This window comes from Pseudomonas cichorii (genome assembly GCF_015471405.1).
GTDB classification, from domain to species: Bacteria; Pseudomonadota; Gammaproteobacteria; order Pseudomonadales; family Pseudomonadaceae; genus Aquipseudomonas; species Aquipseudomonas serbiensis.
In genome coordinates, this window is record NZ_BLVZ01000015.1 from 70,842 (window position 1) to 95,830 (window position 24,989).

The following is a 24,989-nucleotide window of genomic DNA, read 5'->3' on the forward strand; positions in this document are numbered from 1 at the left end:
GCACCCTGCAACGGGGTGCGCAATTCTTCAGCACACGTTTCGCGCCCTTGCTCTGTACTTCCCATGCCCGCCTTTCACGACTAAGCTTGCCCGCAGTGGACTGGCATTAGCTGGTCACAGGTCATGGGAAGTGAATGCTTCACGCATTTACCGGCATGTGTCATCGACCTGTCCATCCCGCCTTTTTCGGTCCGCTTCGGCAGTGTTCCAGTGTCTCCGGGAACATGCCTCAAAGGGCCATCGTTTAAGCGCAAATACTTGTCCGGCATCTGCCGTAGACAGGTTCGTGGCCCTCTGGATACCTATAAATACTGAACCGTGGAACCCTGGAAATGAGCACAGCAATCAGCCCGACTGCTTATAACTACAAGGTGGTCCGCCAGTTCGCCATCATGACGGTGGTCTGGGGAATCATTGGCATGGGGCTCGGCGTTTTCATTGCCGCACAACTGGTCTGGCCTGACCTTAACCTCGATCTGGAATGGACCACGTTCGGACGCCTGCGACCACTGCACACCAATCTTGTGATTTTCGCTTTCGGTGGCTGCGCCCTGTTTTCCACCTCTTATTACGTGGTGCAGCGAACCTGCCAGACGCGGCTGATTTCCGATGGCATGGCTGCCTTCACGTTCTGGGGCTGGCAAGCGGTGATCGTCAGCGCAATCATCACCCTGCCCATGGGATACACCACCACCAAGGAATACGCCGAACTCGAATGGCCGATAGCGATTCTGCTGGCCATTGTCTGGGTCACCTATGCCGTGGTGTTCTTCGGCACCATCGCCCGCCGCAATACCAAACACATCTATGTCGGCAACTGGTTCTACGGCGCCTTTATTCTGGTGACCGCCATGCTGCACATCGTCAACCACATATCGTTGCCGGTCAGCCTGTTCAAGTCCTACTCGGCGTACGCGGGTGCGACCGACGCCATGATCCAGTGGTGGTACGGGCACAACGCAGTAGGCTTCTTTCTGACCACAGGCTTTCTGGGCATGATGTATTACTTCGTGCCCAAGCAGGCAGAGCGGCCGATCTATTCGTACCGCCTGTCCATCGTGCATTTCTGGGCACTGATCACCCTGTACATCTGGGCCGGCCCGCACCACCTGCATTACACCGCCCTGCCGGACTGGGCGCAGTCACTGGGCATGGTGATGTCGATCATCCTGCTGGCCCCGAGCTGGGGCGGCATGATCAACGGCATGATGACCCTCTCCGGCGCCTGGCATAAGTTGCGCACCGACCCGATCCTGCGCTTTCTGGTGGTGTCCCTGGCGTTCTATGGCATGTCGACCTTTGAAGGTCCGATGATGGCTATCAAGACCGTGAACTCGTTGTCGCACTATACGGACTGGACCATCGGCCACGTCCACGCCGGTGCCCTGGGCTGGGTGGCAATGATCTCCATCGGCGCGGTCTATCACATGATCCCGAAAGTTTTCGGTCGCTCGCAGATGCACAGCATCGGCCTGATCAATGCGCACTTCTGGCTTGCCACCATCGGTACCGTGCTCTACATCGCATCGATGTGGGTCAATGGCATCACTCAAGGCCTGATGTGGCGGGCCATCAACGACGATGGCACCCTCACCTACTCGTTCGCCGAAGCCCTGCATGCCAGCCATCCGGGCTATGTCGTGCGCATGATCGGCGGCGCGTTCTTTGCCAGCGGCATGCTGCTGATGGCCTGGAACGTATGGCGCACCGTACGTGCGTCGGACCCCGAGGAAGCCGAAGCTGCCGCCCGAATCGTTGTTGCGGGGGCTCACTGATGAAACATGAAGTACTCGAAAAGAACATTGGCCTGCTGGCCTTCTTCATGGTCATTGCCGTGAGCATTGGCGGTCTGACCCAGATCGTGCCGCTGTTCTTTCAGGACGTGACCAACAAACCGGTCGAAGGCATGAAGCCACGCACCGCCCTGGAACTCGAAGGCCGCGACGTCTACATCGCCAACGGCTGTGTGGGTTGCCACTCGCAGATGATCCGCCCGTTCCGTGCCGAAACCGAGCGCTACGGTCATTATTCGGTGGCCGGCGAAAGCGTCTGGGATCACCCGTTCCTGTGGGGCTCAAAACGTACCGGCCCGGACCTGGCCCGCGTCGGTGGGCGCTACTCGGACGACTGGCATCGCGCTCACCTGTACAACCCGCGCAATGTGGTACCCGAATCGAAAATGCCGGCCTACCCGTTCCTGGTCGAGAAGAAACTCGACGGCAAGGAAACCGCCAAGAAAATGGAAGTCCTGCGCGCCCTCGGCACGCCCTATACCGATGAAGACATCGCGGGTGCCGAAGCCGCCGTGAAAGGCAAGACCGAAATGGACGCACTGGTGGCCTACCTGCAAGGCCTTGGCACAATCATCAAGAGCAAACGGTGAACGCGATGGATATCGGAATGATTCGAGGTCTGGGCACACTGGTGGTGATGGTGGCTTTTATCGGGCTGGCGCTGTGGGTATTCAGCCCGAGGCGCAAGGCTGAATTCGACGACGCGACCATGCTGCCGTTCGCGGACGATCCGCAAGCCACCGAGCATATTGAACAAGAAGCCAGAAACGCCGGGAGCAAGAAAGCATGACCACGTTCTGGAGCCTGTATGTAACGGTTCTGACCCTGGGCACAATCTTCGCCCTGACCTGGCTGCTGCTGGCAACCCGCAAAGGCCAGCGCGATGATCAGACCGAAGAAACCGTAGGCCACTCCTTCGACGGCATCGAGGAATACGACAACCCGCTGCCTCGCTGGTGGTTCATGCTGTTCGTGGGCACCATCGTGTTCGCTCTGGGCTATCTGGCACTGTATCCGGGCCTGGGCAACTGGAAAGGCCTGCTGCCGGGTTACAACTATGCGGACAATGAAAAGCAGCGCCAGTTTTCAGATGGCCAGCAAGGCTGGACCGGCGTTCATGAGTGGGAAAAGGAAATCGCCCGCGCTGAAAACAGATTCGGGCCGCTGTTCGCCAAATATGCCGCAATGCCCATCGAGGACGTCGCCAAGGACCCGCAAGCCCTGAAAATGGGCGGACGCCTGTTCGCCTCCAACTGCTCGGTCTGCCATGGCTCGGATGCCAAAGGCGCCTACGGTTTCCCCAACCTCACCGATGCCGACTGGCGCTGGGGCGGCGATCCGCAAACCATCAAGACCTCGATCATGAACGGCCGTCATGCCGTCATGCCCGCCTGGGGCGAAGTGGTCGGCGAGCAAGGCGTTCGCGACGTATCCGCCTACATCCTGACCCGGCTCGACGGTCGAAAACTGCCTGAAGGCGCCAAGGCTGACCCGGTGGCTGGCCAGAAGATATTCGCGACCACTTGCGTTGCCTGCCATGGCCCGGAAGGTAAAGGCATGCAAGCGCTGGGCGCGCCAGACCTTACTCATCCGGGTGCATTCATCTACGGCTCAAGCTTTGCGCAACTGCAACAGACCATCCGCTACGGTCGTCAGGGCCAGATGCCTGCCCAGGAAGCGACCCAAGGCAATGACAAGGTTCATCTGCTGGCCGCTTACATCTACAGCCTGTCCCGTCAGGAGAAACCCGCCGAGCCTCAGTGATCCGGCTCGACAGATACAGCCCCGCACGGCACTCGGCGGGGCTGTTGCATTTGGACAAGAGTTTTTTGTTGTAGTCACGTTTCTACACGAATAGACTGCGTGAGTCATAAATATAGAAACATGCCTACATGGCTTCCAGGAGGTCACCTTCATGACAACAACGCTCTCAAGCCGCGAATTCAATCAGGACACCAGCGGGGCCAAGAAGGCTGCGAACGACGGTCCGGTCTTCATCACTGACAGGGGGCGTCCGGCCCACGTCCTGCTCTCCATCGAGGACTATCGAAAACTGACCGGCAGCTCTGTCAGCATCGTCGACATGCTGACCATGCCAGGAGACATCGATATCGAATTCGAGCCACAACGGGCCGATATCACACCTCGCCACGTGGACCTGTCCTGATGTTCCTGCTCGATACCAACGTGGTATCCGAACTCAGAAAGCGAAACCCGGATGCCAATGTCGTCCGCTGGGCAAACAACCATGCATCCGCCAGCCTGTTTATCTCGGCCATCACGATCATGGAGCTGGAAACTGGCATATTGCGCATCGAACGCCGCGACCCCATTCAGGGCGCGGCACTGCGCACATGGCTGGAGCATCACGTATTGAAGGCATTCGCCGGGCGAATCCTGGCCGTGGATACCATCGTAGCCAAACGCTGCGCCCAGTTGCATGCTCCCGACCCGCGCAGCGAATGCGATGCGCTGATCGCAGCCACTGCCCTGGTTCACGGCATGAAAGTGGTGACCCGAAACACCACCGACTTCGAGCAATGCGGTGTCACGGTGCTCAACCCATGGATCAGTCAGTTGCACGAAGAACTGGCACCTTACCGAGCGGCACCACGCTGACCAAAGGCACTGATTAGCCTGTCAATTGATCCAGATCACTTACACGAACCGTTTAAGGAACCCAACGCGACCAAAGGTCGCAGACGTGAGGTATAAGGGCAGGCGTATCATTGACGCCATAAGAAACCGCTCTTGACCTCAGTCGGCACGTACTGGCTGTGGCACTTTTCCACTGCCGTGGGACGCCCCAATGAACAACCGGATTCCCGTACACAACATCACCCCGCCCCCCGGGAATGACGACAAGACCGTCGACCTCTACGCCGCGCGAGAAAACATCTACACCCGCGCTTTCACAGGCCGGTTTCGCAACCTGCGCATGCTGGGCGGGCTTGCCCTGTTTCTGGTGTATTTCGGCACGGTCTGGCTGAACTGGGGCGGGCATCAGGCAGTGTGGTGGAACCTGCCGGAGCGCAAGTTCTACATCTTCGGTGCAACCTTCTGGCCACAGGACTTCATCCTGCTGTCGGGCATCCTGATCGTCAGCGCCTTCGGCCTGTTCTTCATCACCGTCTACGCCGGGCGAATCTGGTGCGGCTATACCTGCCCGCAAAGCGTCTGGACCTGGATCTTCATGTGGTGTGAAAAAGTCACCGAAGGCGACCGCAACCAACGCATCAGACTCGACAAGGCGCCCATGAGCGCCAACAAGTTCCTGCGCAAGCTCGGCAAGCACAGCCTCTGGCTTTTGATCGGCTTCGTGACCGGCCTGACCTTCGTCGGCTACTTCTCCCCCATCCGCGACCTGAGCATCGAACTGTTCACAGGGCAAGCCGACGGCTGGGCCTATTTCTGGATCGGCTTCTTTACCCTGGCCACTTACGGCAATGCAGGCTGGCTGCGCGAGCAGGTGTGCGTTCACATGTGCCCGTATGCACGCTTCCAGAGCGTCATGTTCGACAAGGATACCCTGATCGTTTCCTACGACCCGCGTCGTGGGGAAAGCCGTGGGCCGCGCAAGAAAGATGTGGACTACAAGGCCCAAGGCCTGGGCGACTGCATCGATTGCACCATGTGCGTTCAGGTCTGCCCGACCGGCATCGACATCCGCGAAGGGTTGCAGATCGAATGCATCGGCTGCGCGGCCTGCATCGATGCCTGCGATACCATCATGGACAAGATGAGTTACCCGCGTGGCCTTATCAGCTACACCACCGAGCACAACCTGTCAGGTCAGGTCACCCACAAACTGCGTCCACGCCTGATTGGCTATGCCCTGGTTCTGCTGCTGATGATCGGCTTCCTGACCAGCGCCTTCTTCATGCGCTCGCTGGTGGGTTTCGATGTCAGCAAGGACCGCGTGCTGTACCGCGAAAATGCCGAAGGACGCATCGAAAACGTCTACAGCCTCAAGGTGATGAACAAGGATCAGGTCGACCACACCTATGTCCTCGATGCGACCGGCCTGCCGGATCTGAAACTGCAGGGCCGACGTGAACTCAGGGTGGCCGCAGGCGATATCCTCAGTATTGCGGTGGAGCTGTCCAGCGCACCGGAAAAAATGCCATCGAGCACCAACGAGGTCACCTTCATCCTCAAGGACATCGACAACAGCGACACCCATGTCGAAGCCAGGAGCCGCTTCATCGGCCCACAAATACGCTAAGGGACACCCGCCATGTCAGTCGCACTCGCTTCAAGCCCGTGGTACAAGCACCGTTGGCCATGGATCATCATCGGCATCCTGGCCTGCTCGGTGACCCTCAGCCTTGCGATGGTGACCATTGCCGTCAACAACCCGGACAATCTGGTCAACGACAACTATTACGAGGCAGGCAAAGGCATCAACCGCTCGCTCAACCGCGAGTTGCTGGCCCAGACGCTCAAGGTACGCGCCAGCATTCACCTGGACGACCTGACAGGCGAAGCCGAACTGCACCTGAGCGGCAACAGCCAGCCTGAACGCCTGGAACTGAACCTGATTTCCCCGACTCAGCCGGACAAGGACCGCCGGATCTTCCTGACCCGCAGCCCCTCCGAGCCCGGCCGCTACATCGGCCAGTTGCAGGACAGGATCGAAGGCCGTCGCTTCGTCGAACTGCTGGGTGCGGAAAACGGCCAGACCTGGCGTCTGTTTGAAGAGGAACAGGTCAGCCGCAATGCCTCCCTGAACCTGGGCGATGAACCGCTGCAAGGAAAGAATTGAGGTGGGAACAGATCGGGCGCATGGCAGGTAATGATGTGGGAGGCAGCTTGCTGGCGACTGGGCCCAGTCGCCAGCAAGCTGCCTCCCACAGGTACCAAACTGACTTGGCAACACTTAAAAGACCATGACCACACCCTGCTACCACTGCGCGCTGCCCGTTCCATCCAGCAGCCGATTCACCGCCATCGTGCTCGGGGAAACCCGCGAACTGTGCTGCCCGGGATGCCAGGCAGTGGCGCAGGCCATCGTCGCTGGCGGGCTGGAAAGTTACTACAGTCACCGCAGCGAAACCTCGATCAACCCAGACAGCCTGCCCGCACAACTGGTGGATGAGCTGGAACTGTACGACCGCCCCGATGTGCAGGCAGGGTTCGTACGTCATGAAGGCGAACTGTCCGAAACCACGCTCTTGATGGAAGGCATCAGTTGCGCGGCCTGTGGCTGGTTGATCGAACGCCATCTGCGCAGCCTGCCCGCCGTCGCCGAAGCTCAGCTCAATCTGTCCAGCCATCGCCTGCATGTGCGCTGGGCAGACAGCCAGTTGCCGTTGAGCCAGTTGCTGAGCGAACTGCGCAGCATCGGCTACGCCGCTCACCCTTATCAGGCCGACCGCGCCACCGAACAACTGGCCAGGGAAAACCGACTGGCCCTGCGTCAACTGGGGGTCGCAGGGCTGCTGTGGTTTCAGGCGATGATGGCGACCATGGCTACGTGGCCGGAATTCAATATCGACCTCAGCCCCGAGATGCATGCCATCCTGCGCTGGGTCGCGATGTTCCTGACCACGCCCATCATTTTCTACAGTTGCGCGCCCTTCTTTCGGGGAGCCCTGCGCGACCTGCGTACTCGCCACCTGACCATGGATGTGTCCGTGTCGCTGGCCATAGGCGGCGCCTATCTGGCCGGAATCTGGACCGCCATCACCGGCACCGGCGAGCTGTATTTCGATGCGGTCGGCATGTTTGCGCTGTTTCTGCTGGCTGGCCGTTATCTGGAGCGACGCGCACGGGAACGTACCGCCGCTGCCACCGCACAACTGGTCAACCTGCTGCCCGCATCCTGTCTGCGCCTGGACGATAACGGCCAGCCCCAACGAATCCTGCTCAGCGAGCTGCACCTGAATGACCAAATACTGGTGCATCCCGGCGCAGTCATACCGGCCGATGGCAAGGTGCTGGAGGGCCAGTCCAGCGTCGACGAGTCGCTGCTGACCGGCGAATACCTGCCGCAGTCGCGCAGCACAGGCGATAGCGTGACTGCCGGTACGCTCAATGTCGAAGGCGCGCTCACGATTCATGTCCTGGCGCTGGGCCATGAAACCCGCCTTTCGGCCATCGTGCGTCTGCTGGAGCGCGCCCAGACGGAAAAACCCCGTCTGGCAGAAATAGCCGACCGCGCAGCCCAATGGTTCCTGCTCGGGTCGCTGATCGCTGCCGCAGTCATCGGCCTGTGCTGGTGGCAGATCGATTCGACCCGCGCCTTCTGGATTGTCCTGGCAATGCTGGTCGCAACCTGCCCCTGCGCCCTGTCGCTGGCGACACCCACCGCCCTGACCGCCGCCACCGGCACCTTGCACAAACTCGGCCTGCTGCTGACCCGTGGCCACGTGCTCGAAGGGCTGAACCAGATCGACACCGTGATTTTCGACAAGACCGGCACCCTCACCAAAGGCCGTCTCACCCTGCGCAGCATCAAACCACTCGGCACACTGGATGCCGATACCTGCCTGAGCCTGGCCGCGGCACTGGAAAACCGCTCGGAACACCCCATCGCCCGAGCATTCGGGCGCGCCCCACTTGCCGCCGAAGACGTTCACAGCACACCGGGCCTTGGCCTGGAAGGCACTGTCGGCAGCTATCGCCTGCGCATCGGTCAGCCGGGGTTCGTCTGCGCCTTGAGTGCCAGCGAGGTTCCGTCCATCCCCAATGAGCCCGGCCAGTGGCTGTTGCTGGGCGATGCCAGAGCCCCACTGGCGTGGCTGGTTCTGGACGACCGCCTGCGCGCAGATGCCAGCCAGCTTTTGCAGGCCTGCAAGGCGCGAGGCTGGAAAACCCTGCTGCTGTCTGGCGACAGCTCACCCATGGTCGCCAGCGTTGCCGCCGAACTGGGCATCGACGAAGCCCACGCCGGTCTGCGCCCGGACGACAAACTGGCCATGCTGCAAAACCTGCACAAACAAGGCCGCAAGGTGCTGATGCTGGGCGATGGCGTCAATGACGTGCCCGTACTGGCCGCCGCCGATATCAGCATCGCCATGGGCTCGGCCACGGATCTGGCAAAAACCAGTGCCGATGCGGTCCTGTTGTCCAACCGCTTGCAGACACTGGTACAGGCCTTCAGTCTGGCGCGGCGCACACGCCGGGTAATCATCGAAAACCTGCTGTGGGCCGGCTTGTACAATGGCCTCATGCTGCCGTTCGCAGCACTGGGCTGGATCACACCTGTCTGGGCAGCCGTCGGCATGTCCATCAGCTCTCTGACTGTTGTACTCAACGCCTTGCGTCTGACGCGCTTGCCCAACATTCAGGCATCGGCACCCGTCATTCGGCAGTCGGTTCCGGAGGCTTTATGCCCGCACTCTACATCATGATCCCCGCAGCACTGCTGCTGGTCGCCATCGCGATCTATGTCTTTTTCTGGGCCGTGGACAGCGGGCAATACGACGACATGGAAGGCCCGGCCCACAGCATCCTGTTCGACGATCAGGACCCCAACCATCAAGCCGCTCTGGATGAAGCTTCACGCAAGAGCCCGCCACAGAAGAAGGACGAGATAGAGCCCGATGCTTGAACTCGCCCCCCTTCTGCTTTCCGCCCTGATACTTGGCCTGCTGGGCGGCGGTCATTGCCTGGGCATGTGTGGAGGCCTGATGGGCGCCTTGACCCTGGCCATCCCCAAGGAGCAACGCAGTCGCCGCTTTCGCCTGTTAATGGCCTACAACCTGGGGCGCATCTTCAGCTATGCCAGCGCAGGCCTGTTACTCGGGCTGGCAGGCTGGGCCGTTGCCAACAGCCCGCTGGCCATGGCAATGCGGGTCATCGCCGCCCTGCTGCTGATTGCCATGGGCCTGTATCTCGCGGGGTGGTGGAGCGGCCTGACACGCATCGAACGCCTGGGGCGCGGCCTTTGGCGCCACATTCAACCCGTTGCGACCCGCCTGCTACCAGTATCGAGCCTGCCACGCGCCTTGCTGCTGGGCGCACTGTGGGGCTGGCTGCCTTGCGGGCTGGTCTACAGCACACTGCTGTGGTCGGCCAGCCAGGGCAATGCCATCGATAGCGCCTTGCTCATGCTCGCCTTCGGCCTTGGGACCTGGCCCGTGCTGCTCGCCACCGGGCTGGCCGCCGAACGCACCACGGCACTGCTGCGCAAACGCGGTATTCGCATGGCCGGTGGCCTGCTGGTGATCCTGTTCGGCCTGTGGACCCTGCCCGGCCCCCATCAGCACTGGCTCATGGGGCATTGAGAATCTGTTTGCACATCGAGCAGACAGTTTCATGACCACCCTCCGCGCGTATTTGACGCACATCAACACCCTTCCACAATCAGCTCCGTAGACTCACCTGCATTGCCAGCCTATCCGGGGGAATGCCCGCATGCTCGACGCCATTCGTTGGGATTCAGATCTGATCCGCCGCTACGACCTGGCAGGACCGCGCTACACGTCCTACCCAACCGCAGTGCAATTTCACACACAAGTCGGTGCCTTCGACCTGCTTCATGCCCTGCGTGACAGCCGCAAGGCCCTGCGTCCTCTATCGCTGTACGTTCATATCCCGTTCTGCGCGAACATCTGCTACTACTGCGCCTGCAACAAAGTCGTCACCAAGGATCGTGGTCGCGCCCACACTTATCTGCAACGGCTCGAACAGGAAATCCAGATGCTGGCCAGCCATCTCGCTCCCGGTCAGATGGTCGAGCAACTGCACTTTGGTGGCGGTACGCCGACCTTTCTCAGCCATGACGAACTGCGTCAGTTGATGGCGAAACTGCGCACGCATTTCAACCTGCTCGATGACGACTCCGGCGACTACGGCATAGAGATCGACCCTCGCGAAGCCGACTGGTCCACCATGGGTCTGCTGCGTGAGCTGGGTTTCAACCGTGTCAGCCTGGGAGTGCAGGACCTGGACCCGGCCGTCCAGCGTGCCGTCAATCGCCTGCAAAGCCTGGAAGAAACCCGTGCCATCGTCGAAGCCGCACGCACCCTGCAATTTCGCTCGGTGAATATCGACCTGATCTACGGGCTGCCCAAGCAATCCCTCGAAGCCTTTACCCATACCGTCAACGAAATCATCAGCCTGCAACCCGATCGCTTGTCGGTGTTCAACTACGCCCACTTGCCCGAGCGTTTCATGCCCCAGCGGCGCATCGATAACGCCGACCTGCCCAGCCCGGAAACCAAGTTGCTGATGCTGGAACGCACCATCGAGCAACTGACCAAGGCCGGTTATCGCTATATCGGCATGGACCATTTCGCCCTGCCCGATGACGAACTGGCCGTCGCCCAGGAAGAACTGACCCTGCAACGCAACTTTCAGGGTTACACCACCCACGGCCATTGCGATCTGATTGGCCTGGGCGTCTCGGCGATCAGCCAGATCGGTGATCTGTATTGCCAGAACAGCAGCGACTTGAACGACTATCAGGGACTGCTGGCCAGCGACCAACTGGCAACCAAGCGAGGGCTGGTCTGCATAGAAGATGACCGGATCAGACGCGCCGTGATCCAGCAACTGATCTGCCATTTCGACCTCGATTTCAGCGAGATCGAAACAGCCTTCAACATCGAATTCAGAAGCTACTTCGATGAGCAGTGGCCGCAGTTGGCGGAAATGGCAAAGGACGGGCTGATCGAGCTGGGCACAAGCGGCATCAACATCCTGCCAGCCGGTCGTCTGCTGGTGCGTTCGGTGTGCATGGTGTTCGACAACTATTTGAACCAGCAGAACCGTCAGCGGTTTTCGCGGGTGATATGAACCGCCGTTGATGCTTACATCTTGGCCATCACCAGAATACCGGCCTTGATCTTGTCAGAATCGCTGGCATGCATCTGGTTCATAAGATTGGCCATGTCAGCGGTGGAATTGCTCACCTGCCGCTGCAACATGCCCAACACCGTTTGCAGGGCCGTGGCCTGGGTCTGGCGTTCGTCGTAAGTGAGGCTCTTGTCGTTGAGTACTTCCTGAATTCTCTCCAGGGTTTCCGCGATCTTTCTTTGCAGCTCGCGTATGGCCTTGAGAATTTTCTGGACCGATTCGGGAAGACCGCTTTGCTCGATATCCGAGTTTTTCGACGACGAAGACGCCGCGGCCTTGCCTGCACTCGATAAATCTACCTGAATGCCCTTCGTTTCCTTTACAGGTGCTACAGCTTCGGGCTGAACAGAAGCGACAGGTGTCTGGGCGGCAGGAGTGCGAATACTGATGGCGCCGATGATTGAGCCTGACAATGACATGGCAAGACCTGCTTGAAGTTTAAAACCGTGTAAGTTTATCGACACATTTGAAATAACCTTGATACCAGAGAACACTTTGCACACTGGTCTAAGCCACTGTGCGTGAGTTACCCTTACGACCTATGTGTGATTTCCCACAAGGAATTAAGTGATGTCCGAGCCAGTCAAAGTGCGTGCTCACAGCCAGGCCCATTGCAAGGACTGTAGCCTCGCGCCGCTCTGTCTGCCGCTGTCGTTGAACCTGGAAGACATGGATGCCCTCGACGAGATCGTCAAACGTGGTCGCCCGATGAAAAAGGGCGAATTCCTGTTTCGCCAGGGCGATACCTTCTCCTCTGTCTATGCCGTGCGTTCCGGCGCCCTGAAAACCTTCAGTATCAGTGACGCCGGTGAAGAACAGCTCACCGGCTTCCACCTGCCCAGCGAACTGGTCGGCATGTCCGGGATGGACTCCGAGGCTTATCCGGTGTCGGCCCAGGCACTGGAAACCACCTCAGTGTGCGAGATCCCCTTCGAGCGCCTTGACGAGTTGTCCGTACAGCTTCCACAGCTGCGTCGGCAACTGATGCGTGTCATGAGCCGTGAGATCCGCGACGACCAGCAAATGATGCTGCTGCTGTCGAAAAAGACCGCTGACGAGCGTATCGCGACCTTCCTGATCAACCTTTCGGCACGCTTCCGGGCACGCGGCTTCTCGGCCAATCAGTTCCGCCTGAGCATGTCCCGCAACGAGATCGGCAATCACCTGGGCCTGGCCGTGGAAACCGTATCCCGCGTGTTTACCCGCTTCCAGCAGAACCAGCTGATTGCAGCCGAAGGCAAGGAAATCCATATCCTGGACCCGATCCAGCTCTGTGCCCTGGCTGGCGGGGCAATGGAAAGTTGAAACGTGCGATCCGGGGCTGGTCGGCTTAAACTACCGGCCAAACTCGCCCCGGATCATACGCAATGATTTTCGATGAATTGAGCTTCAAATCCCTGATTCGCCCGGTCGTAGACTTCCCCAAGCCCGGCGTAGTCTTTCGCGACATCACCCCGCTCTTCCAGTCGCCCAAGGCCACCCGCCAAGTGATCGACAGCTTCGTGCAGCGTTATATCGATGCCGACTTCAGCCATGTCGGCGTCATGGACGCCCGTGGTTTTCTGATCGGTTCGGTCGTGGCCTATGAACTGAACAAGCCGCTGATCCTGTTCCGCAAGCAAGGCAAACTGCCGGCTGACGTACTCTCAGAGGCGTATCAGACCGAATACGGCGAAGCCTACCTGGAAGTACACGCCGACAGCCTGTGCGATGGCGACTCAGTGGTGATGTTCGATGACTTGATCGCCACGGGCGGCACTCTGATTGCAGCCGCGAACCTGATCCGCCGCATGGGTGCGCACATCCACGAAGCCGCAGCGATCATCGACCTGCCGGAACTGGGTGGTTCTCAGCGTCTGGTAGACATGAATATCCCGACCTTCTGCCTGACCAACTTTGCGTTGAACGAGCAGTAAACAGTCGCGGCCAAGGCCCCTCCTACATAATCCGTGGGGGGCCTTGGCCGCGAACGACCTATCACAGGGCTATCGGCTTGCGCCCTGCAAACGAATGGGCCAGTGTCCCGCCATCCACCAGATCCAGCTCGCCACCCAAGGGCACGCCATGGGCGATGCGTGAGGCGATCAGGCCTTTGTCGTTGAGCAACTGGGCAATGTAATGCGCTGTGGCTTCACCTTCCACTGTCGGGTTGGTGGCCAGAATGACTTCAGTGAAAGTGCCCTGCTCGTTGATGCGTTCCAGCAATTGTGGAATGCCGATGGCTTCAGGCCCAAGACCATCGAGTGGCGACAAGTGCCCCTTGAGCACGAAGTAACGACCGCGATAGCCCGTCTGCTCGACTGCATAGACATCCGTCGGCCCTTCGACCACGCACAGCAGCGTGTCGTCGCGACGAGGGTCCGCGCATTGTGGGCACAGATCTTCTTCGGTCAGCGTGCGGCATGAGCGGCAGTGACCGACACCTTCCATGGCCTGACTCAATGCCAGCGCAAGACGAGAACCGCCACTGCGATCACGCTCCAGCAACTGCAACGCCATGCGCTGAGCGGTTTTCTGACCGACACCCGGCAGGACGCGAAAGGCATCGATCAATTGGCGAATCAGGGGGCTGAAGCTCATGGAGAAAGGTCCGACGAAAACACAAGACGCGGTTTATACCCGCGCCTTGCAGTAAGCGTCAACCACACCTGCCACAGATGCCGTCCCGGGACTCTTCGCGAATGAATTCGCTCCCACAGCAGGAGCGAATTCATTCGCGAAAGGCACGCAAAAAAATGCCAGGCACTGGGCCTGGCATTTATCGGTACAGAGAGCCGGCCTTAGAAAGGCAGTTTCATGCCCGGCGGCAACTGCATGCCCGCAGTCATGCTGGCAGTCTTTTCCTGGCTGGCCTGCTCGATCTTGCGCACGGCGTCGTTGACGGCGGCGGCAACCAGGTCTTCCAGCACTTCCTTGTCTTCCTGCATCAGGCTGTCATCCAGAGTGATGCGCTTGACGTCATGACGACCGGTCATCACCACGCTCACCAGGCCTGCGCCCGACTGGCCGGTCACTTCAGCATTGGCCAGTTCTTCCTGCATCTTGGCCATTTTTTCCTGCATTTGCTGGGCCTGCTTCATCAGGCCAGCCATGCCACCTTTCATCATGGGATATCTCCTCGAAAATGGATGGTTCGTTTGCGCGACGCCACAAGCGTCGAGCCGTCAGTTAATGAGCCTGCGCTACGGGAGCGTCCACGGGCTTGATCGTATCCTCTCGAATCACTGCGCCAAACTGTTGCAACATCTGCTGGATGAACGGATCAGCGTGAATCGAAGCCTCGGCCTGGCGCTGACGCTCGGCACGCAGGCGGGACGCGGCCTGGGCAGGTGTTTCCTGCTCGGGCTTGATCAGCTCGATACTCAAATTGATCGTACGACCATGGAACTGGTTCAACGCTTCATTGAGACGGCGTTGTTGAGTCGAATTGAACAAGGCACTGTGAGCCGGGTCCAGGTGCAGCAGCCAGTTATCGCCTTCGGCCTTGATCAGCGTGCAGTTGGCGGCGATGCTGCCTGTCATGCCGGAGATAGGCAATTGCGGGAACATTTCCAGCCATTGCAGCGCAAGGCCCGTGGCCGGCATCGCGGCCGGTGCAGGCTCGGGTTCTGGCGCTTCGGCTTCGGTGACGCTTTCGTGGGCCAACTCATCGAGATAGCTATAGGAAGCGGGATCGATATCGATATCCGGCTCCACATAGTCGTCATCCACAGGCGGCTCGTCGTCGCGATCCATCGGCGCAGACAGATACGCCGAGTCCGGGATGGCTTCAAGCATGCCCGGCGTGACCTGCTGCTCGGCAACCGGCTCGGGATGCTGGACCTGCGGCGCGTCCGGCACCGGGCTGGCAGGCTCGGGCGTTGGCATCGGGGTCAGCTCGGGCTGTTCGGCCACGGTTTCAAGCACCGGTTCGGGCTCTGGCTGCGCGACCGGCTCAGGCACGGGCTCGGCAACAGGCGCCTTGGGCTCGTTCCATGGCAGATCGATTTCCTCGACCGGCGCAGGTGGAGCTGCCTCTTGAACAGGCGGTGGCACTGGCACGGGCTTTTCAGCCACAGGCACAGGCGCGACAACCGGTGCGGGCGCGGCTGCAACAGGCGCTACAGGCGCGACCGGTGCAACAGCAGTCGCACCAGCCACCGGAGGTCGGGAATCAACTGCGGCCTGGTTGATCCCCACTGGCTTTAGCGGCTGTCTCGGCGCATCGGCGCTCTCGGCAGGACGGAAGGCCAGCATTCGCAGCAGCACCATCTCAAAGCCGCCGCGAGGGTCAGGCGCCAGAGGAAGATCGCGACGTCCGATCAGGCCCATCTGGTAGTAAAACTGTACGTCCTCGGCAGGCAATGCCTGAGCCAGGGCCAATACGCGGTCACGATCACCGTGGCCATTATCGACGCCCTCGGGCAACGCCTGGGCAATCGCCACACGATGCAGGACGTTAAGAATCTCCGACAGCACGCCATTCCAGTCCGGCCCCTGCTCGGCCAGATGACGCACGGCCTCCAGCAGCCCGCGTGCATCGCCCTCAAGCAAGGCAGTCAGCACATCGAAAACCTGACCATGATCCAGCGTGCCCAGCATCGCCCGCACATCGGCGGCCATGACCTTGCCTTCGCCGAAAGCAATGGCCTGATCGGTGAGGCTCATGGCATCGCGCATCGAACCATCGGCTGCACGGCCCAACAGCCAGAGTGCGTCGTCCTCGAACGGCACATTCTCGACACCCAGCACATGGCTCAAGTGCTCGACGACGCGCTCGGGGGTCATGTTTTTCAGCGAAAACTGCAGGCAGCGCGACAGAATCGTGGCAGGCAGCTTCTGCGGGTCGGTGGTCGCCAGGATGAACTTGACGTAGGGCGGCGGCTCTTCAAGGGTTTTCAGCAGCGCGTTGAACGAGTGGCTGGACAGCATGTGTACTTCGTCGATCAGGTAGACCTTGAAGCGTCCGCGGCTCGGTGCGTACTGGACGTTATCCAGCAACTCGCGGGTGTCCTCGACCTTGGTCCGGCTCGCGGCGTCGATCTCGATCAGGTCGACAAAACGACCCTCGTCGATTTCCTGACAGACCGAACACGTGCCGCAAGGCGTTGAAGTAATGCCGGTTTCGCAGTTCAGGCACTTGGCGATGATCCGCGCAATGGTCGTCTTGCCGACGCCACGGGTGCCGGTGAACAGATAGGCATGGTGCAACCGCTGGCTGTCCAGCGCATTGATCAGGGCCTTCAGCACATGAGTCTGGCCGACCATTTCGCGGAACGAGCGCGGACGCCATTTACGTGCAAGAACCTGATAACTCATTGAAAACCGTCGCAACTGGGAAGCGGAAGACCGCTAATGCTAGCGGAGCAAGGGCAAAATTGCATCTGGTGTCCCAGGTTAATCTGACTAAGCTGAACAAATGAATGCATCAAGACCTCTATAAAGGCCCTATGTAGTAGAGAGGCCCTGCATGCGCCGAAGTCCGATCATGGTGATCGCTCTCCTCTTATTCAGCCCGTTCAGCGTTGCCGCCGAAGCACCGCTGCGCTTTTCCGTAGCCGAAAGCTGGTCAATGCCCTTGATTCGCATTGAAAACCACCAGCCCACTTCCGGCATTCTGTTCGACATCATGCAGAGCCTGGCCCGTCAGGTGGGACGTAGTGCCGAGTACCACGTGCTGCCGCGCCTGCGTGTCCAGCCGGCACTGGATCGCGGCGAAGTGGATATCCGCTGCTACACCGCCCAGGCCTGGGTGCCGAACCTGTCGGGGGATTATCTCTGGAGCCTGCCGATCCTGTATCAGCGCGATTTGCTGATCGCATCGGCTGAAACCGCTGCCGGGCCTTACCCGGATCAGTTCGATCACGAAACCATCGGCACCGTACTCGGCTACAACTACCCGACCATGGAGCATCTGTTCGACAACCACAAACTGGTCCGCGAAGACGCACGCAGCCAGGAGCACGCGCTGCGCAAACTCATCGCGGGCCGCTACAACTATGCCATCGCCAGCCAGTTGATCATGGACTGGATCAATCGCGACCTGCCCGACCACAAACGCCTGAAGGCCGTTTCACTGATCAGTGAACAGCCCGCGGGCTGCATCGTGCGCAATGACCCCGACATCCCCGTACAGAAAATCCTCCGCACACTGGTGCGCATGCAAGTCTCCGGCGAGATCCAGCAGATCATCGATCGCTATACCGCGCCGCGCGCTCCATGAAGAATCGTCTACCCTGCTTGCGGCACTCATTCCTGTAGCAATATCGTCATATAGCCTCGATACGCTCACGGAAATCTTTAGTAACAATTAAAGCGAGCAGGTAATCCGCATGAGCGACAAACCAGACGACGACTCACAGACCAACCCCAGCCGTCGCCGTTTTCTGGGAGGAATGGCGGCACTGGGCGCAGGCGTCACCCTCGGCGGTTACGCCACAGCCAGCGAAAAAAACGCCTCTGGCACTGAAAGACACCTGACTGGCGCCGAGCTGGACAAGGCACTCAAGAAGAACATCAAGACCGTCGTCGTCATCTACGCCGAGAACCGCAGCTTCAATAATCTGTTCGCAGACTTCCCCGGCGTCGAAAAGCCGCTGTCGGCCCTCAAGCCTGCCGACTACCAGCAACACGACCGCGACGGCACCCTGCTGAAAACCCTGCCACCCGCCTGGGGCGGCGTATTGCAGGTCGGGCCGCAGACGGTCGATGGCGTCACCTACCCGGCTGGCGTGCAATACCAGGAAAACCTGCCCAACGCGCCCTTCCCGCTCAAAGGCCCGCATGGCGAAGACCTGCCGCTGAGCCTGGTGACCCGCGACCTGTGGCACGTGTTCTACCAGAACCAGATGCAGATCAACGAAGGCAAGAATGATCGCTTCGTGGCCTGGGCCGATGCCGGCGGGCTGACCATGGGCACTTACCCGCAAAGCCAGTATTCGCTACGTCTGTGGGACGTCGCCAAGGAATTCGTGCTGTGTGACAACTTCTTCCAGGGCGCTTTCGGCGGTTCGTTCCTCAACCACCAATACCTGATTTCGGCCACCGCGCCGTTCTACCCGGACGCCGCCAACTCTGCCGCCAAGGCCCAGATCGCCACCCTGCAAAGCGACGACCCGCTGGACCCGCGCCTCAAGCCACTGGAAAAATCCCCGGCCAGCGCCATGGAAGGTCCGCCACAATTCGGCCCCAGCGCCCTCACGCCAGACGGCTACGCGGTCAACACCCTGGCCCCGCCCTACTGGCCGACCTGGCTGCGCGACCCGCAGAACCCGGATTACTCAAAACCGGACCTGGCCAACGTGCTGGTGCCCCAGAGCCACGACCACATCGGCGACAAACTGTCGAAGCAAGGCATCGAATGGGCCTGGTATGCAGGTGCCTGGCAAGTCACCCTCGACGAGTTCAAGGACTCCACCGGCATCCCGAAAATCCCCAACTTCCAGTACCACCATCAGCCGTTCAACTACTTCAAGCAACAAGGCCCGCAAAACCCGGCCGAGCGCAAGAAGCGCCTGCGCGATGGCGGTCTTGGCGATGAGTCGAGCACCAACAGGTTCCTGGCCGATGCCGAAGCCGGCAATCTGCCGGCCGTGACCTTCTACAAACCTCAAGGCAACCTGAACCTGCACGCCGGTTACGCCGACGTCGCTTCCGGCGACCGGCATATCGACCGGGTCATCAAAGTGCTGCGCAACAGCCCGCAGTGGGAAAACATGGTGATCGTCATCACCGTGGACGAAAACGGCGGCTGGTGGGACCACGTCGCGCCACCCAAAGGTGACCGCTTCGGCCCCGGCACACGCATCCCGGCAATAGTCGTCTCACCCTTTGCCCGTAAAGGCACCGTGGACCACACCGTCTACGACACCGCCTCGATCCTGCGCCTGATCACCCGCATTCATGGCCTGGAAAAGCTCGATGGCCTCAAGCGTCGCGACGACGCCATGGCTGCCCGTGGCCAGACACCCATGGGCGACCTGACCAATGCACTGCAATTTCCCACCTGAATGACCGAAAAGCCTGTCAGCCGCTGTACACGGCGGCTGACTTGAGGCACATGTCGCTCTCGTATTCCTTACAAGGCTCCAATCACCTTGCAAGGAATGCAGCCCATGAACCAGACCTCAACCCCTTCAACTCTCAAGGATCGGGCCAGTACCGACCTCATCGTCGTCCATTGCTCGGCAACCCGCGCCACGGCAGACATCGGCGTGCGTGAAATCACCCAATGGCATATCCAGCGCGGCTTCGACACCGTGGGCTATCACTACGTCATCCGCCGCAATGGCGAACTGGAAACCGGACGCGCAGAAAGCACCATCGGTGCCCATGTACGAGGCCATAACAGCAACTCCATCGGTGTTTGCCTGGCAGGTGGCGTCGATGCCAAAAACAAACCGGAAAACAACTTCACACTCGCGCAGTTTGCGACCCTTGAAACCCTGTTACAGCAACTCCAGGGTCGCTACCCCGCTGCACGCATCCTCGGCCACCGCGACCTGTCGCCGGATCGCAATGGCGACGGCAAGATCACGCCTGACGAGTTCATCAAGGCGTGTCCTTCGTTTGATGTAAGCGAATGGTGGGCGAGTCGAGCTGACGCGCGTTAAGCAATCAGTGCAAAGCTCTTACCACTGCATGAGGCAAGCACCTGCTTGCCTCATGCACAGGGTTCGATCACCCTCGCTGCAACATTGGCAGGCGGGGCCAGCTCGACAGTGCGGCAATAATCCATAAACAGCCGGGTAGCGCGTGTTGGCTGGTTGTTGCGCAGATAGGCCATGACCAGCGTCGACGCTGGCATATCATCTTCAATATCAAGTTGGGCCAGTAGCTCGCCGTCGTAAGTCATGTTGGTGCAGGGCCGAGTGACCAATACCGAAAAACCCAACCCCTGGCCGACCATGCAGCGCACCATTTCAATCGACGGTGAACTGTACGCAACCACGGGCGAATAGCCCTTTTCCGTAAAGATATCGATGAAGTAGGTTCTGCTGGGTACGGCATCCAGCAGGATCATCGGCTCCTGGCTCAGCTCGTGCAGCGTGACGGTTTTTTTCTGTGCCAGAGGATGAGCTGCCGGCAGCAGTGCATAAGGCTTGTGCGGCGCGTTCAACTCTTCTTTATTGATGGTGGCGCCCAGCTCAAGATCGTACAGAAACGCCAGATCGAAACGGCCACGGTGCAGCCCGTGCATCAATTCGTGTTGCTCGCCATCACACAGTTGAATAGTGACATCGGGGTATAAACGCTTGAAACCTGCAACCAGCCGGGGCATATAAAGTGGCGCAGCCGATTCAAAGCAACCAATAGCGATAGTGCCACGGACATGTTTGTTATCCGCGCGCGAGTTCTGTTCAAGTTCTTCGGAAAGTCGCAAGAGTTCTTTAGCTTTCTCATATACTTTCCCGCCACCTGACGTCAGGGAAACACCTTGCGCATGGTGGCGTACAAACAAAGGCTGTTCAAATGCCTCTTCGAGATTCTTGATAGCCACTGAAATGGAAGGCTGAGAAATATGCAACTGTCGCGAGGCTTCGGCAATACTGTCCATTTCAACTGCAGTGACAAAATACTTGAGCTGTTTCAATGTAAAGTGAGTCACTGCTTACCCCGCTTTGTACCGCATTGCCTGAATAGCTTTTACCTATACCCTAGCGAAGACCATGCCAGCAGCCAGGTTTTGCGTCAATTCGTTAATCACATCGCCTGTTACCGATAATACAGCCTGCTACGCGCTGATAAACCCCAGTAATGACGGGCCTCGCAGCACGACAGACGGCGCACTGAATGCGCGCAGTCGTGCCCGAGCGCTTGATTGACCGCCCTAAAAGTGCGCACTTCAGATGCATAAAATCCGCTATTCAGGCTCCGAACTTCAGAGCCCCGAGGCGCTTGTCATTATCAGACTAGTATCTGCTTAGGATTTTCCTATGCTATGGGCCAAAACTTACTATTTGGCGAGTGGACTTGGCATCAATCATGATGGCCACAGAAGGGAGAACAGAGAGCGTTCACTATCAACTTCGACAGGACGTCGCCCATCACTATTCACTTGCCGAGCGAACTGACGATGACGTTTGACTGGAAATACATGTTTAGTCTGCTCAGCGATACCGAGTTCTGGAGGGCGAGCTGGACCGTCATTCAGCTCAGTGTATTGACGTGGGTAATAAGTATTGTTCTGGGGTTTGTTCTGGCGCTGGCCAAACAATCATCCCAGCCCCTGATCAACTTGCCAGCCCGGGCCTATATCTGGCTATTTCGTAGTTTGCCTTTACTGGTCCTGCTGATATTCATTTATAACTTGCCGCAGGTCGTGCCAGCCACCTCGGCCGTGCTGGCCAACCCGTTCTGGGCAGGCCTCATCGCCCTGGTGATATGCGAAACCGCTTACGTCGCAGAAATCCATCGCGGCGGCCTGCTCTCCATCGCCAAAGGGCAAAGTGAAGCGGCCAGAGCCTTGGGGCTGAGCTTTGTCGGCACTCAATGGCGGATCGTGATTCCCCAGGCGCTTCGTGTCGCGCTGCCGTCGCTGACCAACGAATACATCTCCATCGTCAAACTCAGCTCACTGGTGTCGGTGATCTCCCTGACCGAGATCCTGATGGTAGGCCAGCGCCTCTACTCGCAGAACTTCCTGGTCATGGAAACCATGGCGGCAGTGGCCTTCTACTACGTGCTGATCGTTACTGTGTTCGACTTCCTGCTCAAACGCCTTGAACGCTACCTGGACGTGACGCAGCGCAAGGTCGTGCGCGAACCGGACGCCGACATGCTCAAGCTCGCTACCCAACAGCGCGCCGCCATTGACCGCCCCGTCTCAGACTTCGAAGGCCCTGCACTCCAGGCGACCCGGCTGCACAAGGCTTACAACGACATCGAAGTGCTGGGGGCCGTCAACCTGCAGATCCAGCCCGGTGAAGTGGTGTCGGTAATCGGGCCGTCGGGCTCGGGCAAGACCACATTGATCCGCCTGCTCAACGGTCTTGAGCAGATTGATAACGGCGACATCAAGGTCAATGGCCAGCCCTTCATTCACCTGACCCGCCAGGGCGCACAGAAACCGCGTTACGTGGAACACACCGAGCACCGCATGAAGATCGGCATGGTGTTCCAGAGCTTCAACCTGTTCCCGCACCTGACCGTGCTCGACAACCTGCTACTGGCCCCGCGTTACCACCGCCTGGCCCCGACAAATGAGCTCAAGCAACAGGCCTACGAGCTGCTGCACAAGGTCGGCATGCTGGAACACACCTGGAAATACCCGCATCAGTTGTCCGGCGGCCAGCAGCAACGAGTGGCGATTGCCCGTGCCTTGATGATGCGTCCGCAAATCATGCTGTTCGACGAACCCACTTCGGCACTGGACCCGGAAAAGGTCAACGAGGTGCTGCAGGTCATCGAAACCCTGGCGCAAGAGGGCATCACCATGGTCATCGTGACCCATGAGATGAACTTCGCCTTCAAGGTCTCCGATCGCATCGTGTTCATGGAGAAGGGCCGCGTGGTGTGCGACGACAACCCACAGGCGCTGCGCAACGGCCAGCACCCGCGTGTTGAAGCTTTTCTGAAAGATGTCTCGTTGGCTTGAACCTTAACGTTTTGTTTGATGGGAAAAGAACATGATCGAGCAATGGCAGATAGACCAGTTTCACGAACAGGGCTTTCTCGTGGTGGAAAACGTGCTGAACGCCCATGAAGTGGCCGCGCTACAGCAAGACTTCGACCAGTGGGTAGAGAACAGCCGCAGCCAGGACAAGGCCTGGGGGCAGACCCTGGATGGTCGACCACGTTTCGATCTGGAAAGCGACCATCGCCCCGATCACCCGTCGCTGCGCCGCGTGACCTCACCCACGGAAATCTCGCAGGCGTACTACCAGACGGCATTTCAATCGCGCATGGCAACCATTGCCGCGCAACTGATCGGCGGCAGCGGCACCCGTTTTCATCACAGCAAGATCAACTCCAAACTGCCTCACACCGCCACGCAGGTGAAGTGGCATCAAGACTTCCTGTTCACGCCACACAGCAACGACGACCTGGTGACAGCCCTGCTGATGGTCAGCGACGTGACCCCGGAAAACGGCCCGCTCAACGTAGTGCCGGGCAGCCACAAGGGAGAGCTCTGGTCCCATTGGCAGAACGGCCGCTTTACCGGTGCGGTTGAAGAAACCGTCATTGAAGAGCACTGCCAGCAACCGGTCGCCTGCTATGGCCCGTCGGGCTCGGTGTGCTTCATGCACACCCGCTTGCTGCACGCCTCAAGCCCCAATGAAACCGAATTCCCACGCACCCTGTTCATCAGCGTCTATGCCGCCGAAGACGCCTTGCCCTTCGGTGAAAACCCGCTGCCCAGCGAGCACACCGGCTTGATGGTGGCGGGCGAGGAAAGCGGCCTGATTCGCAGCACCGTGCACCAGATTCGCCTGCCACAGAAACCCAAGGGCGCTTCGTTTTTCGTGCAGCAAGCCGGAAACGACGTCGCCACTGCCTGAACCCTACCCACTCTGCGAGGAATACCCATGAAGCTTTCAAGCCTGATTGTTCGTCCCGTTGCGCTGGCTGTATTGGGCGCTGCGCTTGCCATGTCCGCATCGATGGCCTCGGCTTTCCAGCAGCCGGGCAAGATCATCGCCGGTTCCGACATGACGTTCTTCCCCTATGAATACATGGACAAGAACAAACCAGCCGGCTTCGACATCGAGTTTCTCGACGGGCTGGCGAAAGTGATGGGGATGACGGCAGAGAACATCGACACCCGCTTTCCCAACCTGATCGGTGGCCTGCAGGGCGGCAAATTCGATATCACCAACTCGTCGATGTACATCACCGCCGACCGCCTGAAAGTCATCGACATGATTCCCTACCTCAAAAGCGGCGAGTCCATCCTGGCGGTCAAGGGCAGCGCCTATCAGCCCAAGACCCCGGAAGACTTCTGTGGCCACAAGATCGGCTCCATGGCAGCAACCTCCTGGCTGCAACAACTGCAGAAACTCTCCACCGAGTACTGCGTGAAAAACGGCCTGCCACCTATCGCGATCAGCGAATACGGCACCGACCCGCAAACGACCCAGGCCATGCTGGCCCACGCGGTTGAAGCACAGATCACCGACGCGGCCGTGGCTCGCGGCGTGGTGGAGAAACTCGGCAACCGGGTGGTGATCTCCTCTGAAACCCTGATCTACCCGGTGCTCAACGGCTTCGGCGTGAAAAAGGGCAACGATGTGGTCAAGAACGCCCTGATCGAAGGCCTTGAGAAATACAGCAAGACCCCGGAATACGCCGCATTGCTGGAGAAATACAAGTTCCAGGCCCCGACTGCCGACGACATCGCCACGCTGATGCCAAAACCCTGATAGCCCATGAACGTGCCCGGCAGTCACTGCGGGCACGTTCTACCGGAGTGCA

At 59.4% G+C, this 24,989-nt stretch carries 25 protein-coding genes; 20 read left to right on the forward strand and 5 right to left on the reverse strand.

Going from position 1 to position 24,989, the window contains the following annotated elements; translation table 11 throughout:
* Positions 1 to 332: 332 nt before the first annotated feature.
* The 12 genes from ccoN to hemN all read left to right on the forward strand — a co-directional run bounded on the left by ccoN (position 333) and on the right by hemN (position 11,537).
* A complete protein-coding gene (ccoN, locus tag JL015_RS22010; protein ID WP_201019945.1) occupies positions 333 to 1,775 on the forward strand; it encodes a cytochrome-c oxidase, cbb3-type subunit I in 1,443 nt (480 codons plus the stop codon).
* Positions 1,775 to 2,383 carry a cytochrome-c oxidase, cbb3-type subunit II gene (gene ccoO, locus JL015_RS22015; RefSeq protein ID WP_122320699.1) on the forward strand — a complete coding sequence of 203 codons (609 nt, stop codon included), beginning with the start codon at positions 1,775 to 1,777 and terminating at the stop codon, positions 2,381 to 2,383. The genes ccoN and ccoO overlap by 1 nt, the downstream gene beginning before the upstream one ends.
* Positions 2,384 to 2,388: 5 nt before the next feature.
* The gene (locus JL015_RS22020) at positions 2,389 to 2,583 is read left to right on the forward strand and encodes a cbb3-type cytochrome oxidase subunit 3 (protein ID WP_201019991.1); all 195 of its coding nucleotides are present in this window, start codon (positions 2,389 to 2,391) and stop codon (positions 2,581 to 2,583) included.
* Complete coding sequence (gene ccoP, locus JL015_RS22025; protein ID WP_201019946.1) at positions 2,580 to 3,557, forward strand: cytochrome-c oxidase, cbb3-type subunit III; 978 nt, start codon at positions 2,580 to 2,582, stop codon at positions 3,555 to 3,557. The genes JL015_RS22020 and ccoP overlap by 4 nt, the downstream gene beginning before the upstream one ends.
* 151 nt (positions 3,558 to 3,708) lie before the next feature.
* Positions 3,709 to 3,960 (forward strand): type II toxin-antitoxin system Phd/YefM family antitoxin, encoded by a 252-nt coding sequence (locus JL015_RS22030; RefSeq protein WP_201006177.1) that lies wholly within the window; start codon positions 3,709 to 3,711, stop codon positions 3,958 to 3,960.
* Complete coding sequence (locus JL015_RS22035; RefSeq protein WP_201006176.1) at positions 3,960 to 4,412, forward strand: type II toxin-antitoxin system VapC family toxin; 453 nt, start codon at positions 3,960 to 3,962, stop codon at positions 4,410 to 4,412. The genes JL015_RS22030 and JL015_RS22035 overlap by 1 nt, the downstream gene beginning before the upstream one ends.
* A gap of 190 nt (positions 4,413 to 4,602) precedes the next feature.
* Positions 4,603 to 6,018, forward strand: coding sequence for a cytochrome c oxidase accessory protein CcoG (ccoG, locus tag JL015_RS22040; protein WP_201019947.1), 1,416 nt, complete (start codon positions 4,603 to 4,605; stop codon positions 6,016 to 6,018).
* Positions 6,019 to 6,030: 12 nt separating this feature from the next.
* A complete protein-coding gene (locus tag JL015_RS22045; protein WP_201019948.1) occupies positions 6,031 to 6,558 on the forward strand; it encodes a FixH family protein in 528 nt (175 codons plus the stop codon).
* A gap of 124 nt (positions 6,559 to 6,682) precedes the next feature.
* Entirely contained in the window at positions 6,683 to 9,148 is a 2,466-nt protein-coding gene (locus JL015_RS22050; protein WP_201019949.1) for a heavy metal translocating P-type ATPase, read from the forward strand.
* A complete protein-coding gene (gene ccoS, locus JL015_RS22055) occupies positions 9,127 to 9,348 on the forward strand; it encodes a cbb3-type cytochrome oxidase assembly protein CcoS (protein WP_201006172.1) in 222 nt (73 codons plus the stop codon). The genes JL015_RS22050 and ccoS overlap by 22 nt, the downstream gene beginning before the upstream one ends.
* Positions 9,341 to 10,024: a sulfite exporter TauE/SafE family protein gene (locus JL015_RS22060; protein WP_201006170.1), complete on the forward strand. Its 684-nt coding sequence runs from the start codon at positions 9,341 to 9,343 to the stop codon at positions 10,022 to 10,024. The genes ccoS and JL015_RS22060 overlap by 8 nt, the downstream gene beginning before the upstream one ends.
* Before the next feature lie 130 nt (positions 10,025 to 10,154).
* Positions 10,155 to 11,537: an oxygen-independent coproporphyrinogen III oxidase gene (hemN, locus tag JL015_RS22065; RefSeq protein ID WP_201019950.1), complete on the forward strand. Its 1,383-nt coding sequence runs from the start codon at positions 10,155 to 10,157 to the stop codon at positions 11,535 to 11,537.
* Between the two features lie 14 nt (positions 11,538 to 11,551).
* Here hemN and JL015_RS22070 read toward each other — a convergent pair whose 3' ends face one another.
* Positions 11,552 to 12,016, reverse strand: coding sequence for a chemotaxis protein (locus JL015_RS22070; RefSeq protein ID WP_201019951.1), 465 nt, complete (start codon positions 12,014 to 12,016; stop codon positions 11,552 to 11,554).
* A gap of 151 nt (positions 12,017 to 12,167) precedes the next feature.
* On the opposite strand from JL015_RS22070, the gene fnr reads away from it, so the two are divergent.
* Both fnr and JL015_RS22080 read left to right on the forward strand, forming a co-directional pair.
* Positions 12,168 to 12,902 carry a fumarate/nitrate reduction transcriptional regulator Fnr gene (gene fnr, locus JL015_RS22075; RefSeq protein WP_201006166.1) on the forward strand — a complete coding sequence of 245 codons (735 nt, stop codon included), beginning with the start codon at positions 12,168 to 12,170 and terminating at the stop codon, positions 12,900 to 12,902.
* 62 nt (positions 12,903 to 12,964) lie between these two features.
* On the forward strand, positions 12,965 to 13,513 hold the full coding sequence (locus tag JL015_RS22080; RefSeq protein WP_201006163.1) for an adenine phosphoribosyltransferase: 549 nt from the start codon (positions 12,965 to 12,967) through the stop codon (positions 13,511 to 13,513).
* A 61-nt stretch (positions 13,514 to 13,574) separates the two neighbouring features.
* Here the strand turns inward: JL015_RS22080 and recR are convergent, their stop codons facing one another.
* The 3 genes from recR to dnaX all read right to left on the reverse strand — a co-directional run bounded on the left by recR (position 13,575) and on the right by dnaX (position 16,895).
* Positions 13,575 to 14,177, reverse strand: a complete 603-nt coding sequence (gene recR, locus JL015_RS22085) for a recombination mediator RecR (RefSeq protein ID WP_025259309.1) — start codon at positions 14,175 to 14,177, stop codon at positions 13,575 to 13,577.
* Positions 14,178 to 14,377: 200 nt separating this feature from the next.
* Complete coding sequence (locus JL015_RS22090; RefSeq protein ID WP_025259308.1) at positions 14,378 to 14,704, reverse strand: YbaB/EbfC family nucleoid-associated protein; 327 nt, start codon at positions 14,702 to 14,704, stop codon at positions 14,378 to 14,380.
* Positions 14,705 to 14,765: 61 nt separating this feature from the next.
* Positions 14,766 to 16,895 carry a DNA polymerase III subunit gamma/tau gene (dnaX, locus tag JL015_RS22095; RefSeq protein WP_201019952.1) on the reverse strand — a complete coding sequence of 710 codons (2,130 nt, stop codon included), beginning with the start codon at positions 16,893 to 16,895 and terminating at the stop codon, positions 14,766 to 14,768.
* A 151-nt stretch (positions 16,896 to 17,046) separates the two neighbouring features.
* On the opposite strand from dnaX, the gene JL015_RS22100 reads away from it, so the two are divergent.
* The 3 genes from JL015_RS22100 (at position 17,047) to JL015_RS22110 (ending at position 20,188) form a co-directional block, all read left to right on the forward strand.
* Positions 17,047 to 17,799, forward strand: coding sequence for a substrate-binding periplasmic protein (locus JL015_RS22100; RefSeq protein ID WP_201019953.1), 753 nt, complete (start codon positions 17,047 to 17,049; stop codon positions 17,797 to 17,799).
* Between the two features lie 109 nt (positions 17,800 to 17,908).
* Positions 17,909 to 19,585 carry an acid phosphatase gene (gene acpA, locus JL015_RS22105; protein WP_201019954.1) on the forward strand — a complete coding sequence of 559 codons (1,677 nt, stop codon included), beginning with the start codon at positions 17,909 to 17,911 and terminating at the stop codon, positions 19,583 to 19,585.
* A 105-nt stretch (positions 19,586 to 19,690) separates the two neighbouring features.
* The gene (locus JL015_RS22110) at positions 19,691 to 20,188 is read left to right on the forward strand and encodes an N-acetylmuramoyl-L-alanine amidase (RefSeq protein ID WP_236250258.1); all 498 of its coding nucleotides are present in this window, start codon (positions 19,691 to 19,693) and stop codon (positions 20,186 to 20,188) included.
* 50 nt (positions 20,189 to 20,238) lie between these two features.
* On the opposite strand, the gene JL015_RS22115 is transcribed toward JL015_RS22110, so the two are convergent.
* Positions 20,239 to 21,183 (reverse strand): LysR family transcriptional regulator, encoded by a 945-nt coding sequence (locus tag JL015_RS22115; protein ID WP_025259301.1) that lies wholly within the window; start codon positions 21,181 to 21,183, stop codon positions 20,239 to 20,241.
* Positions 21,184 to 21,651: 468 nt separating this feature from the next.
* Here JL015_RS22115 and JL015_RS22120 point away from each other — a divergent pair, with 468 nt between their 5' ends.
* Genes JL015_RS22120 through JL015_RS22130 form a run of 3 tightly spaced genes read left to right on the forward strand, consistent with a single transcriptional unit; the run spans position 21,652 to position 24,937 of the window.
* Positions 21,652 to 23,172: an amino acid ABC transporter permease/ATP-binding protein gene (locus JL015_RS22120; RefSeq protein WP_025259300.1), complete on the forward strand. Its 1,521-nt coding sequence runs from the start codon at positions 21,652 to 21,654 to the stop codon at positions 23,170 to 23,172.
* 31 nt (positions 23,173 to 23,203) lie between these two features.
* Positions 23,204 to 24,076 carry a phytanoyl-CoA dioxygenase family protein gene (locus tag JL015_RS22125; RefSeq protein WP_025259299.1) on the forward strand — a complete coding sequence of 291 codons (873 nt, stop codon included), beginning with the start codon at positions 23,204 to 23,206 and terminating at the stop codon, positions 24,074 to 24,076.
* A 27-nt stretch (positions 24,077 to 24,103) separates the two neighbouring features.
* A complete protein-coding gene (locus tag JL015_RS22130) occupies positions 24,104 to 24,937 on the forward strand; it encodes a transporter substrate-binding domain-containing protein (RefSeq protein WP_025259298.1) in 834 nt (277 codons plus the stop codon).
* Positions 24,938 to 24,989: the final 52 nt, after the last annotated feature.

What these genes read in the sequence shown, in the direction of transcription:
- ccoN (WP_201019945.1), top strand. Translation starts at nt 333, where the DNA reads ATGAGCACAGCAATCAGCCCGACTGCTTATAACTACAAGGTGGTCCGC.
- ccoO (WP_122320699.1), top strand. Translation starts at nt 1,775, where the DNA reads ATGAAACATGAAGTACTCGAAAAGAACATTGGCCTGCTGGCCTTCTTC.
- JL015_RS22020 (WP_201019991.1), top strand. Translation starts at nt 2,389, where the DNA reads ATGGATATCGGAATGATTCGAGGTCTGGGCACACTGGTGGTGATGGTG.
- ccoP (WP_201019946.1), top strand. Translation starts at nt 2,580, where the DNA reads ATGACCACGTTCTGGAGCCTGTATGTAACGGTTCTGACCCTGGGCACA.
- JL015_RS22030 (WP_201006177.1), top strand. Translation starts at nt 3,709, where the DNA reads ATGACAACAACGCTCTCAAGCCGCGAATTCAATCAGGACACCAGCGGG.
- JL015_RS22035 (WP_201006176.1), top strand. Translation starts at nt 3,960, where the DNA reads ATGTTCCTGCTCGATACCAACGTGGTATCCGAACTCAGAAAGCGAAAC.
- ccoG (WP_201019947.1), top strand. Translation starts at nt 4,603, where the DNA reads ATGAACAACCGGATTCCCGTACACAACATCACCCCGCCCCCCGGGAAT.
- JL015_RS22045 (WP_201019948.1), top strand. Translation starts at nt 6,031, where the DNA reads ATGTCAGTCGCACTCGCTTCAAGCCCGTGGTACAAGCACCGTTGGCCA.
- JL015_RS22050 (WP_201019949.1), top strand. Translation starts at nt 6,683, where the DNA reads ATGACCACACCCTGCTACCACTGCGCGCTGCCCGTTCCATCCAGCAGC.
- ccoS (WP_201006172.1), top strand. Translation starts at nt 9,127, where the DNA reads ATGCCCGCACTCTACATCATGATCCCCGCAGCACTGCTGCTGGTCGCC.
- JL015_RS22060 (WP_201006170.1), top strand. Translation starts at nt 9,341, where the DNA reads ATGCTTGAACTCGCCCCCCTTCTGCTTTCCGCCCTGATACTTGGCCTG.
- hemN (WP_201019950.1), top strand. Translation starts at nt 10,155, where the DNA reads ATGCTCGACGCCATTCGTTGGGATTCAGATCTGATCCGCCGCTACGAC.
- JL015_RS22070 (WP_201019951.1), bottom strand. Translation starts at nt 12,016, where the DNA reads ATGTCATTGTCAGGCTCAATCATCGGCGCCATCAGTATTCGCACTCCT.
- fnr (WP_201006166.1), top strand. Translation starts at nt 12,168, where the DNA reads ATGTCCGAGCCAGTCAAAGTGCGTGCTCACAGCCAGGCCCATTGCAAG.
- JL015_RS22080 (WP_201006163.1), top strand. Translation starts at nt 12,965, where the DNA reads ATGATTTTCGATGAATTGAGCTTCAAATCCCTGATTCGCCCGGTCGTA.
- recR (WP_025259309.1), bottom strand. Translation starts at nt 14,177, where the DNA reads ATGAGCTTCAGCCCCCTGATTCGCCAATTGATCGATGCCTTTCGCGTC.
- JL015_RS22090 (WP_025259308.1), bottom strand. Translation starts at nt 14,704, where the DNA reads ATGATGAAAGGTGGCATGGCTGGCCTGATGAAGCAGGCCCAGCAAATG.
- dnaX (WP_201019952.1), bottom strand. Translation starts at nt 16,895, where the DNA reads ATGAGTTATCAGGTTCTTGCACGTAAATGGCGTCCGCGCTCGTTCCGC.
- JL015_RS22100 (WP_201019953.1), top strand. Translation starts at nt 17,047, where the DNA reads ATGCGCCGAAGTCCGATCATGGTGATCGCTCTCCTCTTATTCAGCCCG.
- acpA (WP_201019954.1), top strand. Translation starts at nt 17,909, where the DNA reads ATGAGCGACAAACCAGACGACGACTCACAGACCAACCCCAGCCGTCGC.
- JL015_RS22110 (WP_236250258.1), top strand. Translation starts at nt 19,691, where the DNA reads ATGAACCAGACCTCAACCCCTTCAACTCTCAAGGATCGGGCCAGTACC.
- JL015_RS22120 (WP_025259300.1), top strand. Translation starts at nt 21,652, where the DNA reads ATGACGTTTGACTGGAAATACATGTTTAGTCTGCTCAGCGATACCGAG.
- JL015_RS22125 (WP_025259299.1), top strand. Translation starts at nt 23,204, where the DNA reads ATGATCGAGCAATGGCAGATAGACCAGTTTCACGAACAGGGCTTTCTC.
- JL015_RS22130 (WP_025259298.1), top strand. Translation starts at nt 24,104, where the DNA reads ATGAAGCTTTCAAGCCTGATTGTTCGTCCCGTTGCGCTGGCTGTATTG.